This window comes from Variovorax sp. (assembly GCF_965279555.1).
GTDB lineage: Bacteria > Pseudomonadota > Gammaproteobacteria > Burkholderiales > Burkholderiaceae_C > Variovorax.
Window position 1 is genome coordinate 1,274,127 of sequence record NZ_OZ257247.1, and the last position, 12,543, is coordinate 1,286,669.

The 12,543-nt window shown below is 57.8% G+C and carries 10 protein-coding genes; 1 reads left to right on the forward strand and 9 read right to left on the reverse strand.

Annotation, left to right across the window (positions count from 1 at the left end; all coding sequences use genetic code 11):
• Nucleotides 1-134: 134 nt before the first annotated feature.
• The 9 genes from ACQY8B_RS06325 to ACQY8B_RS06365 all read right to left on the reverse strand — a co-directional run bounded on the left by ACQY8B_RS06325 (nucleotide 135) and on the right by ACQY8B_RS06365 (nucleotide 11,041).
• Complete coding sequence (locus ACQY8B_RS06325; RefSeq protein ID WP_422085903.1) at nucleotides 135-1,952, reverse strand: hybrid sensor histidine kinase/response regulator; 1,818 nt, start codon at nucleotides 1,950-1,952, stop codon at nucleotides 135-137.
• A 116-nt stretch (nucleotides 1,953-2,068) separates the two neighbouring features.
• A complete protein-coding gene (locus tag ACQY8B_RS06330; RefSeq protein WP_422085904.1) occupies nucleotides 2,069-2,545 on the reverse strand; it encodes a hypothetical protein in 477 nt (158 codons plus the stop codon).
• A gap of 312 nt (nucleotides 2,546-2,857) precedes the next feature.
• Nucleotides 2,858-3,130 (reverse strand): hypothetical protein, encoded by a 273-nt coding sequence (locus tag ACQY8B_RS06335; protein WP_422085905.1) that lies wholly within the window; start codon nucleotides 3,128-3,130, stop codon nucleotides 2,858-2,860.
• A gap of 111 nt (nucleotides 3,131-3,241) precedes the next feature.
• Nucleotides 3,242-3,844, reverse strand: a complete 603-nt coding sequence (locus ACQY8B_RS06340) for a hypothetical protein (RefSeq protein WP_422089195.1) — start codon at nucleotides 3,842-3,844, stop codon at nucleotides 3,242-3,244.
• Nucleotides 3,792-5,576, reverse strand: a complete 1,785-nt coding sequence (locus ACQY8B_RS06345; protein WP_422085906.1) for a LysM peptidoglycan-binding domain-containing protein — start codon at nucleotides 5,574-5,576, stop codon at nucleotides 3,792-3,794. Before ACQY8B_RS06345 ends, ACQY8B_RS06340 begins: the two co-directional genes overlap by 53 nt.
• Nucleotides 5,480-5,740 carry a hypothetical protein gene (locus ACQY8B_RS06350; protein WP_422085907.1) on the reverse strand — a complete coding sequence of 87 codons (261 nt, stop codon included), beginning with the start codon at nucleotides 5,738-5,740 and terminating at the stop codon, nucleotides 5,480-5,482. Before ACQY8B_RS06350 ends, ACQY8B_RS06345 begins: the two co-directional genes overlap by 97 nt.
• A gap of 118 nt (nucleotides 5,741-5,858) precedes the next feature.
• Nucleotides 5,859-6,344, reverse strand: a complete 486-nt coding sequence (locus ACQY8B_RS06355) for a hypothetical protein (protein ID WP_422085908.1) — start codon at nucleotides 6,342-6,344, stop codon at nucleotides 5,859-5,861.
• A 65-nt stretch (nucleotides 6,345-6,409) separates the two neighbouring features.
• Complete coding sequence (locus tag ACQY8B_RS06360; RefSeq protein ID WP_422085909.1) at nucleotides 6,410-8,272, reverse strand: LysM peptidoglycan-binding domain-containing protein; 1,863 nt, start codon at nucleotides 8,270-8,272, stop codon at nucleotides 6,410-6,412.
• A gap of 12 nt (nucleotides 8,273-8,284) precedes the next feature.
• Complete coding sequence (locus ACQY8B_RS06365) at nucleotides 8,285-11,041, reverse strand: type VI secretion system Vgr family protein (RefSeq protein WP_422085910.1); 2,757 nt, start codon at nucleotides 11,039-11,041, stop codon at nucleotides 8,285-8,287.
• 467 nt (nucleotides 11,042-11,508) lie between these two features.
• On the opposite strand from ACQY8B_RS06365, the gene ACQY8B_RS06370 reads away from it, so the two are divergent.
• Entirely contained in the window at nucleotides 11,509-12,540 is a 1,032-nt protein-coding gene (locus ACQY8B_RS06370; RefSeq protein ID WP_422085911.1) for an ABC transporter substrate-binding protein, read from the forward strand.
• Nucleotides 12,541-12,543 lie beyond the last annotated feature (3 nt).

The window sequence follows — 12,543 nt, forward strand, 5'->3', positions numbered from 1 at the left end:
CGCACAGACATCGACGCCTACTCTCGACGCTCGATCGAAGAGCCGAGATCATCAACGCGGCGGTCTCCACCGGCACGCTGTTTTCGCGGTCGAGCTCCTCGTGACCCAGAACAGCATCAACCCGACTTGGCCTCTCAAGGCCGTCCGTTCCAGTCGGCCGCGAGCAGCAGCCTGTCGACCCACTCGCGCAGCGAATCCACTTCCACCGGCTTGTGCAGGATCGGAATGGAACGCGCAGCCGCCTCGATGAGGCGCGCGGGATCGGTGTCGCCACTCACCAGCAATGCGGGAATCGCAGAGTCGTTGTATTCCTCGTGCACGCGGTCGATGGCCTCTATGCCGGTCTCGTGATCGCGCAGGCGATAGTCGCTCACGATCAGCCCGGGCTTGCCGGGTACGTCGGCAGTCAGTTCGACCAGTTCGTCCGGCCCTGCGGCCGCGATCACGCGGTGCCCCCAGCTTTCGAGCAGCAACCTCAGCCCTTCGCGGTTCTGTGCGTCGTCGTCGATCACCAGGATCAGCTGTCCCGTGGCCGGCTTCGCATGCGAGGCGACGGCAACGGGCGTGTGCGCTTGCGTGGCGGCGAACACGCCGGCCTCGGCCGCGATGTCCGGCGCCGATGCATGTTGCTGCGCATCGACGCTCAGCATGAAGACCGTGCCGCGGCCCTCGGCCGAGTGCAGCCACAGCGAGTGTCTCAGCAGCGCGGCGGTGCGGCGCACGATGGCAAGGCCCAGTCCCAGCCCCTTGCTTCGGTCGCGCTCCGGGTTTCGCAACTGGTGGAACTCCCAGAAGACGCGCTCATGCTCGTGCTTCGGAATGCCCGGGCCGGTGTCCCAGACCTCGATGCGCACCGCGTCGTCGCCGCGCCTGCGGCAGCCGATCAGCACGCGCCCGCTCGGCGTGTGCGCGATGGCGTTGCTCACCAGGTTGCGCAGGATGCGCTCCAGCAGCATCGGGTCCGAACTGACGAATGCGGCGCAGGGCCGCACCTTCAGCGCCAGTCCCTTCTGCTGGGCCTGCGGCGTGTATTCGGTGCGGATCTGGTCGAGCAGCCGGTCGAGCTGAAAACTCTGGATGCGCGGATGGATCACGCCCGCATCCAGCCGCGAAATGTTGAGCAAGGCATCGAACAGATGCCCCATCGCGGCGCTCGCCTTGGTGATGTTGTCCAGCAGGTAGCGGCCATGCGCCGACAGGCGCTCGTTTGCCAGAAGGCCCAGGAAAAGGCTCATCGCATGAACCGGCTGCCGCAGGTCGTGGCTGGCCGCCGCGAGAAAGCGCGACTTCTCCAGGTCGCTGCGTTCGGCGGCTTCCTTTTCAAGCCGCACCTGCTGCAGCAGCGCCAGGTTTTCATAGCCCAGCCGCAGAGCGTTCAGGTGCGTGCGGTTCATGCGATGGATGAAGGCGACAGTGGCGACCAGGTAGGCCGCGCCGCTGGAAACCAGCGCCAGGTTCACCGCCGAGGGCTGGACCGCCAGCGCAATGAAGGTCGGCGCAAAAGTCGGTACCACGAACGCATACACGGCGGACAGCACCATGTAGTTCGAATAGATGGCGCCCGTGCCCAACCCGAACAGCACCACGATGAAGAAGAGCTGGTACTCCAGCGGGACGAAGAAGGTCCAGTAGGCGAACGGTAGCCCCCACAGAATGCCCGAGGCGACGTTGCCGATCACCATCTGCCGCAGCCAGCGCTCGCCCGACTCAGGGCGGTTGCGTGTGCGCGCGTAGTACAGCATCGCGCCGAAGCGGAAGGCCGCAACCACCAGCGTGGCCGCGAGCCAGGTGACCACTTGCGTCCGGGGCACAACTGCCAGCATCACATAGGCCACCACGCAGGCCGAGATGACCGAGCCGGCCAGCGCGAACGGGAAGCTGCGCAGCAGTACGGAGAGTTGGACTTCGAAGATGCGTTGGGTGTCGGAGGGGGAGGGGAGGGAAGGGGGCATGTGGGGTTCGCGTGGACTTGGGACTTTAGGGCTTGTCCAAGTGAGATCGAAAAGTAGCAGGGAACGAATTCGACGCGCTCTGCTTTAAATCTTGCGATGCCGATTTGGCACTTGGCCTATGACGCCCGAGTTTTGGGAGGCAGCAAACCACAGAATACATTTTTTATCATCTCGTCCTCGGGTTGTTCATTGATCAAGGCCAAGGTGTACGAGGTGATTTTATTCTTTCCAACGGTCATCTCCATCATTTTGGCCTCCCCCTTATGGCGAAGATAGACGATTATTCCGTCGAAGCCGTCATCTATTAATTCGTCTTTGTAATTTCTAAGAAGATTGTGCAGATCCTTTTGGCTGGACCTATCCTTTTCCAGGAATACTCTCTTCACCAAATAATTGTCGATGTTCTTCGGGCGCTTCTTCATGTACAGCCAAGACTGCCCTACTATCCAGTCGCCGTTGCAAGTTGTTGATTTGTCGCTGAAAAAATCTCTGATTTTCTGGTTGACCACCTTTCCTTTGGCCGATTGGTCTAGGTTCACCCAGACGACATAGGGGCCGTAGACGTATCCCGCTAATGCCGGAGAAATGCTCAAGGCACTTGAGAGAAAAAATAAAACAAATCGGACGATTCGACGCAGAGGTGGCCTGATTTTTTTGGATCTAATCGATGGATGGCTTCTCGGACTTCTTGGGTTTTCCATTTTCAATATTCATTGATTTGTTGAGTTTGTCTGGGTCTTGAACCTCGAGTCCCGGTGCTAGTAGATCCTTTTTTGATTGTTCTAAGTAGGCGATAGGAATGAAGTATTTGAAATTTTTGGGTATTCTCAGGGGTTTTATGGTTTTATTTCTCTTGTCCTGCGGCGTCTGGGTTTCTGGTGTGGTCGAAGTGAATGGGGAAAAATTTATTCTTTGATTTTGACGGCCTCAGGCTCTGATGCATCGAAGTCGTCGCCCCGCGTGCGGATCGTCGGAACCTCGCTCCAATCCCAAGCCTCCTCGCCCACGATCAGCACGGACTCGTCGGGCGTGTCGAAGTCGATCCGGGGCAGCCGGCCGTCTTCGGGGATGACGCCTTCGGCCCTGGTCTGTTGCCGCTCGTCGAGGATCCGGTAGGGCAGGCCCGTCATGTCCATGTGCCTGAACACTTCGTCGCTGCCCAGCGGCGCGAAGCTCATGCGCGGTCGACGTAGGGATCTGACTTTGAAGATTTTTGTCTTGGCGGCATGCCGCACGCGTCGACCATTTCAAGAAATTTTGAATCTAAAAAATCATTCCTCAGTTGAAAATTACGGAGCTCGAACAATCGGAGGAAGAAGAATGCAGAAAGCGCGCTCAATTTTTTTAGGATCTGTGCTCGCCTTCAGTGTGAAAGGGTAAACGTTTATCTTTCTTCGACCCGTGGTGAAGCTCATCATGCGCCAGGAATTTTCTTCATCATAGAAAAACAAGCCATCCAAGCCATCGCGAACATTGGCATCGGGATCTCTAAAAGAACGCAATACGCGGGTTATTTCATCGAACGAGGAAGTATCTTTTTCGAGAAAAACTCTCCTTATCAATTCTGGCGGAATTTTCAACTGACGACTGTTCAGGTATAGCAGGGAATCATTGTTTTTCCATTTTATGTTGCAAGTGGAATCGATGCGATCGCTGTTTGCAAAATTGTCAATTACTTTTGAAATAGTTCGTCCATCTGCGTTTTTTCCGAGGTTGATCCAGGCTACGAAGTGATCGCTTCTGTATCCTGCAAAAGAGATGGTGGAAAAGAATAGTGTGGTTGAAACGAACCATGCCCCCGCAGTGCGACGAATTGATTTCGATCTTGAATTCATGTTTTCAATTGGTTTTTGTTTTTTGATTCTTGCCTTCCTTGCGAGGAGGAACGCCAATGACTTTATTTAGATCGTCAACATTCAGTTGATCGAGCCCGGGATTCGCCATGTCTTTTTGGGCTTGGCTGAAATAGGAAACTGGTACGAAGTACCGCAAGAATTTCGAATGTTTGACTGTCTTTTTCTTTCTCCCATCCTTTCCAGATACTTCTATGGTTTGTAATAGGGACATATTGAATGGAGAGAATTTGATTTTGTCGTCCTGATTTCCTCCGAGCAGGATGAGATTTCCTGGCCCCTCTTTGCCATACGCGAAGCCTACGTGATACCCGTGCCCACTTCTATGCGTAGCAACCGCGATGGCTCCGTATATTGGTTTTTCCAATTCAACAAATAAAGGGTTCCTGATTTTTCCTTTTTCGTCCATCTCGTAGAAGCCGTGAGCGCGGCCAAGAGTGGCTCGGTGATCTCGAAAGCTGGTGTTACTTATCGGATAGCCGGATTTTGATAGGCACCAGTTGGCAAAGGCGGCGCACCAGGCCATATTGGAGAGAGATCTGGATCCATCTTTAATTTCAAGGTGATAGTCAATTTCTTTCTCAATCACTTCCTCCCTCTGTCCATATCTAAACTTGGCTTCAGCAATCGCTATAGCCATCCAGGGTACCCATCCCGGTATTGGATTGATCAGTGCCAACATTCTGCCCACGCCCTCTTTGGAACGCGCCGAATCCGACACCCCTGTGCCAATCGATGGCGTCGGTGGCAGAGAAAGATTGGATCGCTCTGGAGTTTTTGCTAAGGAAGCTGGAACGTTTGTCGGCGCTTTTTTCGTAGTTGAGGGCGCTACTGTCGATTGGCTTTTTGTCTTGCCGGCCCCGCTGATTGCAAGCACTTCGCCGGGATAAATTCTGTCCCCTTCTAAATTGTTTCTATCCTTGATCGCGGCAATGCTGGTTCGATAGAGCTTCGCGACCTTGGAAAGATTGTCTCCGGGCTGCACCACATAGTTCATCGATTTTCCGTTCGCCATCGCCGAGCTATTAATTTTCTCCGACCCGGCGACCCCCTTCCATTTTTTGAACTTCGCTAGCAGGTTGAAGTCCTTGCCCGTCTCGCCTCTGATCGATCCGACCTGTACTGGCTCCTTGGTTTTTGGATCTATCACTTTGACAGCCATTGCCGATCTGTCCGCCGGATGAATCACCGGCGGAAACCGCCCGGTCGCGTCCGACTTCAATCTTTCCTCGCCGCCGTCCCTCTGCAGAATGATTTCCGCATCAGGTATGGGCTGGCTGCCATCCGTCGCATTGATCCTGCTCACGGCCACCCATATCTCCTTGCGAGTTTCCGGCCGTGCGTGAAATCCTTCGATCGTCGAGATGCTGTCGACTATCTTTTCAATCTCGGCTTCAGTGCATTCGTTGATCTTCCTGCTGGCCGGAATGCCGCTCGTCCGGAGCAGGTCGTCGATGTATTTCCCGGTGTTGTTCTCGTGCTTGGGCGCGTAGTCGGGAATGGCCTCCGGAATGGTCCGTTCGCCGTGCATGCGCTTCAGGTTCGCCTTCAACTCGGTTCGTCCTGAGTCTTCGTCGGGGAATATCAGGAATGTCCTGCCCGATCGGGTGGTGGCAAATCCGACGTAGCCCCGCGCTTTTTTCGGAGCAGGCAGGCCGTTCACCATCCGGGCTGTCAGATCCCCGGGGTTGTTGATCCGCCAGGGCAGCGTTCCTCCCGAAGCATCGCGCCGAAGCGGAAGGTCGCAACCACCAGCGTGGCCGAGATCCATGCGACCACTTGCGCCTTCGGCACGACGGCCTGCATCACGTAGGCCACCACGCAGGCAGAGATGACCGAGCCGGCCAGCGCGAACGGAAAGCTGCGCAGCAGGACGGAGAGTTGGACTTCGAAGATGTGGTGGCTGTCGGTGGGGGAGGGGTGGGAAGGGGGCATTTGGGGTTGGCGTGGACGGCCGGACTTTAAGGCCTGCCGATGTGGCCGACTTGCTTCAGGACGTGCTGAGAAGAGCTTGGGTGTTCGGGCGAATTTGATTTGTTCGACGTCATGACTTCTATGGCAGTCGAGTTATAGGAGGCAGCAGGGCACAAAATGCATCTTCTATGTCGGCTTTTGCTGGCGGCCTTCCGTGCGATGCGAGGGTTACAGATTGGATTTTTCTTTTTCCTGTGGTCAGGCTCATCATTTTCTTTGTGTCATTTACGCTGGTGTAGACGATGATTCCATCGAGGCCCTCAAGGTGTTGCAGTTCGATGTCTTTATAGTTTTTTAACGCAGAATTCAAGCGCTTCTTGCTGGGATTGTCATTTTTTAAGAAAACGCTTTCCACCAATTCATTGTCAATCAGCGAAGGGCGCTTTTTCATGTATAGCAAGGAATCTCCCATTTTCCAATTTCCATCGCAGTTAACCGATTTGCTGGTTGCAAATTCAGCAATGATTCTATTGATATTTTCCTTGCTCGAAGGATGGTCAAAATTTACCCACACTACGTAAGGACCACCGGCATAGCCTGCGGAAGAAAGGAGGGGCAGGAGCAAGGATAGAAATATGCCTCCCTGCCATAGCAGTTTGTGAGGGAAAATTTGAGGTACACGCATCATTGTTACTTGAGTGTTGGGCCTGTGTTTTTGGGTTTGATGATTTCAATTCCCATATCTTTGTTTATTTCAAGTGCATCCAAATCTTTAAGTCCGGGGTCGAGTAGGTCTTTTTTGGCCTGCTCATAGTATGCGGCCGGGATAAAATACTTCAAATGATTGGGGTTGCCGTTGTGCTTTATTTTTTTTCCATCTTTATTTTTTGTTGTATAAGCTGCGACCGGCATGATGTTGAAGTATGAAAAATTAATTTGATTACTCTGGTTGCCTCCTAGTAACACCAGCCCGTTTCGGCCATTTTTTGCGTAAACAAAGCCAACATGATGTCCATGGCCCGCTTTGGATGTGACCATGGCAATGCATCCATATATTGGCTTTTCAAGCTCGACGAACAGAGGATTTCTTATTTTTGCTGCCGCCTTTTCCTCTTTTTTCTTTGGTCCGTCGACTTCGTAAAATCCATGAGCACGCGCCTTTGCAATTTTGCGATTTGCGAATCCTGTGTTGTCGATTGGATACTTTGCTTGCATCAGGCACCAGTTCACAAAAGCAGCACACCAGGCATTGCTGTCGCCATACAAAGATTTGAGCCCGTCGTTGATCTCGATGTGGTAATTGATTTTTTCTTGTAATTTGAGCTCGATTTCTCCTCGTCTCAGTTTCGCTTCTGCAATGGCTACAAGCATCCAGGGTGCACGATTTGTGGATAGATTGATCAAGGCCAGAATCTTTCCGGCTCCCTCTTTTGACCGTTCGGAATCTGACGGCCCCATTCCAGATGTAGTACTTGGAATAGGTGGGGGAGCCGAAGAATGCTTTGGCGATGCTACCGAAGCTGCTCCCGCATTTGCAGATGGTGGTGTAGTTGGATTGACAGGAGGAGATGCCTTGGGCTCACGGGATTTTTCTTCGTCTCTTGCGGTGATCCATAGCACCTCACCCGGATAGATCCGGTCACTTCTCAATGCGTTGCTTTCCTTGAGCGCGTCAATGCTCGTCCGATAAATCTTCGCAATGTTCCCAAGGCTGTCACCGGGTTGAACCACATAGCTCTTCGACGTTTTCTTTCCCAGTGATGCGCTATTGAGTTTCTCCGAGCCAGCCACGCCCTTCCATTTCTTGAACTTCGCCAGCAGGTTGAAGTCCTTGCCCGTCTCGCCGTCGATCGCCCCGATCTGCACCGGCTCCTTGGTTTGGGGGCTCATCACCTTGACGGGTACGGTCGACTTGTCCGCCGGATGAATCACCGGAGGAAACCGCCCGGTCGCGTCCGACTTCAATCTTTCCTCGCCGCCGTCCCTCTGCAGAATGATTTCCGCATCAGGTATGGGCTGGCTGCCATCCGTCGCATTGATCCTGCTCACGGCCACCCATATCTCTTTGCGGGTTTCCGGCCGTGCATGAAATCCTTCGATCGTCGAGATGCTGTCGACTATCTTTTCAATCTCGGCTTCAGTGCAGTCGTTGATCTTCCTGCTGGCCGGAATGCCGCTCGTCCGGAGCAGGTCGTCGATGTATTTCCCGGTGTTGTTCTCGTGCTTGGGCGCGTAGTCGGGAATGGCCTCCGGAATGGTCCGTTCGCCGTGCATGCGCTTCAGGTTCGCCTTCAACTCGGTTCGTCCTGAGTCTTCGTCGGGGAATATCAGGAATGTCCTGCCCGATCGGGTGGTGGCGAATCCGACGTAGCCCCGCGCTTTTTTCGGAGCAGGCAGGCCATTCACCATCCGGGCTGTCAGATCCCCGGGGTTGTTGATCCGCCAGGGCAGCGTTCCTCCCGAGCGCAGCAGGTGCCGGCCGTCTTCGCAGACGAACTCGGCGACCTCGATGTTGGGGTGGTAAGTGGCGGATATCAGCTTGGGCATGGTCATTTGCTGTCCTGTTCAGGCCAGTGCGTTCAGGTACGCCTGCACGGCGGACTCGGAGAGAAAGTGGTTGGAGCCAGTGCTTGCGCCCGGCTGTGCGTACCTCGAACTCCCTGAATCAGCCAGGTCGTCCTCCGGGCCGTCGCCGGCCTCAGGCTCTGATGCATCGAAGTCGTCGTCCCGCGTGCGGACCGTCGGAACCTCGCTCCAATCCCAAGCTTCCTCGCCCACGATCAGCACGGCCTCGTCGGGCGTGTCGAAGTCGATCCGGGGCAGCCGGCCGTCTTCGGGGATGACGCCTTCGGCCCTGGTCTGTTGACGCTCGTCGAGGATCCGGTAGGGCAGGCCCGTCATGTCCATGTGCCTGAACACTTCGTCGCTGCCCAGCGGCGCGAAGCGCACGCTGTACTTGTCGTCGTGGCTCACACCTTCCATGCGCAGGAGCTTGGCCATGTCCATCGGCCCGGCGTAGCTGTGGGTGCGCGCATGCTCGCGCCAGATGCCCTGGGTTCCATGCACGATGCCCGCGGCGTTCCACTTGCTGAAGCTGCCGCCGCCGCTGACCACGATCTCTTCCTTGGCGGTGATGCTGATCCTTTCGGCCTCCAGCTTGATGTCGAGCTTGGCCAGCAGCTTGATGCTGTTCTGCAGGGCGACGATGTCGATGCCGGCGGTGGCGGCGGTGAGGCGGATGGCCTTGTAGGCGAAGAGGCGCGCGGCCTCCCTGACGCTGACCAGGAAGCTCCTGCCCGCGCTGATGCTGGTGTGGCCGCCGCTGCTCAGCGCGTTGTGCGTGATGCTGGCGATGTGGGTGGCGCCGGCCGCGGTGCTCTGGATGCCTGCCGCGCTGGCGAGCACGAGGTGCGGCTCGCAGAGTTCGGGAAACGTGCCCTGATCCGGGTTGCCCTTGATGGCGTCGTTCTGCGCCTTGAGCGCCTGCGTGACCGCGTCCTGGTCGCCCGCTTCGTGCGCCTTGGCCTCCTGCGCGGTCTGGCTCTGGCGTTCGTGCAGGTCGCGCGCCGCCGTCAGGCGAGCGACGGTCTCTCCGAGGTCGGTGATATGCGCCTGTGCATCAGGCCGCGCCTCGGTGGTGAGCAGCAGGCCCTTGGCGGCCCGCACTGAAGCATGGCCGTCTGTGCGCAGTTCGGCGCCTTCGCCCCGGTCGTCCATGCGGCCTTCCGTGCCGTTGATGCGGCCGATGTGACCAAGGCTCAGGCTGCTGCAGAGGTGGTCGCTCTTGAGCTGCGCCTGTATCTTTCCGGGATGGTCGTCCAGCGCCAGGTGGTTGCCGCGCGAGCCGCCTGCATTGCCCGAGCCGTTCTTCGCGCTCAGTTCGCGGCTGCGGATGCCTGAAAGATTCGCCTGATCGGGCAGGCGCCATGCGGGCATGTTGGTGGCATTGAACACGCGCCCGGTGATGATGGGGCAGTCGGGGTCGCCGCTCAGAAAATCGACGACCACCTCATGCCCGACGCGCGGCAATGCCGCCGTGCCGAAGGTGTCGCCCGCCCAGGACATCGACACGCGCACCCAGCAGCTGGAGTTTTCGTTGCGCACGCCAAGACGATCCCAGTGGAACTGGACCTTGACGCGGCCGTGCTGATCGGTCCATGTCTCTTCATTCTTCGGGCCGACCACGATGGCTGTTTGCGGCCCGCGCGTGCGGGGCTTCGGCGTGACGCGCCGGGGCCGCCATGCGTGGTCGGCAGGTTGCGCTTCGAAGGCAAAGCGCTGGACGGAGCCTTCGCCGGCACGCGCGCCTTCGCTGGCCCGGATGTTTTCCTGCAGTTCGTACTCGACGCTGGTCAGCAGGTATTTACGGTTCTGGTCTTCCCTCGGGTGATTGGCGAGTTCGAAGACATGGCCCGGCGCCAGTTCGCGTCTGTTCGAGCGTCCGCTTGCGATGCAGCGTTCGCTCAGTTGCTCTTCGGTTCGAATGCGTGTGTAGATCTCGCCGTCGTCGTGCTGCGTATAGCCGCCGGGCCATTCGTAGCATTCGAAGTCGTCGTGCGTGTGGCCAGCGGGCGCTTGCCGCTGGCTCGAGAGGTCTGCCACGGGCTTGAGAAAGTCGTAGTCGTCGGTGAAGCGAAGGCCGGAGCGCACTTCTTCACCGGACTTCCATTCGAAGATGCGCTCGCCGGGGCTGGCGCGGTTGCCGCCGGTCATGCCTGCCTTCTCCGAGGGATGGAAGCGCACCGTGTCGCCGCCCGGCAGCGGATCGTGCGAGGCTGCGATGTCGTCGGCGAACACCAGAACATGGCGCTGTGCCTCGTGCCTGAAGTAGTAGCAGATGCCTTCCAGTTCGCACAGGCGCGAGACAAACGAGAAATCGCTCTCGTGGTACTGAACGCAGTAGTCCCACACGCGGTATTCGCGGCTGAGTCTTTGCTCCACCGGATAGCCGTAGCCGTAGCCGTCGAGCACTTCAGTGAGGATGTCGGGAACGGTCTTGCCCTGGAAGATGCGGAAGTCGCTTCGAAGCGTCGCGAGCCACAGCCATGGACGCAGCCTCATCCTGTAGAAGCTCTGGCGGGCGTCTTCTTCGCCCAGGCCGAAGAACGCCGTGATGCCGCCCAGGTAGCGCGTGCCGCCGCTCTCTGTCTGCACTGCCAATGTGGCGGGTTTCCCGAGCAGCATCTTCGCTTCGATGCCGTTGCTGTTGCCCAGCAGGTCGACTTCGAAGTCGTAGAGCCGGCTCAATGCTTCGCGCCCCACCAGACGGTGAAATTGAAGCGCCTCTCCCATCGGCGTTTGAATGGTGACTCGGCGCGTCATTGCAAAGCCGAGCCATCGAAGATAGACATGGTGGTTCCTCCCTGATATCGCGGCCGCTTCAATCGCAATCGGCCATTTGTTTTTTTGCGGAGTATGAAAGCGCTCAGGGTTTCCCCGATGCCCGTTGCGAGATACGCCGCGGATTCGTGAATGAGTACACGCGCCTTTGTGCGCCTGCAAGCATTGGCAATCTGTGTGAATCGAATGTGCGCGGACTCGCGGGGCTCGTCGCGTGCCTATCGTTTTCCCGAAGCTGGTGCATGCGCTCATGCCGCATGCACCGCAATGTCGCTGGGCGCGCGCGAGGAGAACTATTTTTTAGTTCGCCCGTTGCGAAAAACGGTGCTTGGTGCGCACGCATCGCACTCCTAGCATTCGCCTCGCTGCCTCACATGCCTTTGCATCGCAAGGCGGCGCACAAGAGCCGAACGACTTCACCTCATCGCATCGAAGAAAAGGAATCCGACATGGCCAACCTCCGCGACCCGGGTCGCCGCAGCCTTCTCAAGACGTCGCTCATCGCGGGCGGGCTCTCCGCCGGTGGGCTGCTCTCGGTCGACGCCTTCGCGCAGGGCAAGGCGCGCATCAACATGCAGCTGGGCTGGATCGTCGGCGGCAACCAGATCGGCGAAGTGGTCGCCAAGCGCATGGGCTTCTACGAGCAGGAAGGCATCGACTTCGCGATCCAGCCCGGCGGCCCGAACATCGACGGCGTGGCCATCATCGCCTCGGGCCGCTACGAGGTGGGACAGGTTTCGTCGAGCCCTTCGATCATGCTGGCGGTATCGCAGGGCCTGCCGATCAAGTGCTTTGCGGTGGGCGCGCAGAAGCACCCCTACACCTACTTTTCGCTCGCCAGGAATCCGGTGCGCAAGCCGGCCGACCTGATCGGCAAGCGCGTGGGCATTCCTTCGACGGCAGCCATTTTGCTGCGCGCGCTGCTGGCCAAGAACAAGATCGCCGAGAAAGACGTCAAGGTGGTCTCCATCGGCGCCGACATGTCGCCGCTGCTCACAGGGCAGGTCGACGTGGTGACGGGCTGGCTCACCAACACCACCGCCATCAAGGTGCTGGGCCCCGACATCGCCTCGCTCACGCAGTGGGACGCGGGCGTTCGCCTGTACGCGCTGCCTTACTACGCATCGACCAAGACGCTGGAGACGCAGCCCAAGGTCATCGAGGCCTTCCTGCGCGCCACTGCAAAGGGCTGGCACTACGTGCGCGCCAACCGCGATGCGTCGGTCGACATGCTGGTGAAGGAGTACCCGAACCTCAAGCGCGAGGATGAGCGCGTGGCGGTCGACGCGATGCTCGAATACGCCTTCGGCGGTCTCGCGCAGACCCAGGGCTGGGGCGCGATGGACCCGGCCGTGTGGCAGGAACAGATCAACACCTACGCTGAGCTGGGCCAGTTCACCGCGCGCACGCCGAAGGTGGAAGACGTGATCTCGCTCGACGCGCTCAAGGCCACCGCTGCCGCGCGCGCCATGAAGGCCTGACGC

Excerpts from the sequence above, each read along its gene's own strand:
- ACQY8B_RS06325 (WP_422085903.1), bottom strand. The coding sequence starts at position 1,952 with ATGCCCCCTTCCCTCCCCTCCCCCTCCGACACCCAACGCATCTTCGAA.
- ACQY8B_RS06335 (WP_422085905.1), bottom strand. The coding sequence starts at position 3,130 with ATGAGCTTCGCGCCGCTGGGCAGCGACGAAGTGTTCAGGCACATGGAC.
- ACQY8B_RS06345 (WP_422085906.1), bottom strand. The coding sequence starts at position 5,576 with ATGGATCTCGGCCACGCTGGTGGTTGCGACCTTCCGCTTCGGCGCGAT.
- ACQY8B_RS06350 (WP_422085907.1), bottom strand. The coding sequence starts at position 5,740 with ATGCCCCCTTCCCACCCCTCCCCCACCGACAGCCACCACATCTTCGAA.
- ACQY8B_RS06360 (WP_422085909.1), bottom strand. The coding sequence starts at position 8,272 with ATGACCATGCCCAAGCTGATATCCGCCACTTACCACCCCAACATCGAG.
- ACQY8B_RS06365 (WP_422085910.1), bottom strand. The coding sequence starts at position 11,041 with ATGACGCGCCGAGTCACCATTCAAACGCCGATGGGAGAGGCGCTTCAA.
- ACQY8B_RS06370 (WP_422085911.1), top strand. The coding sequence starts at position 11,509 with ATGGCCAACCTCCGCGACCCGGGTCGCCGCAGCCTTCTCAAGACGTCG.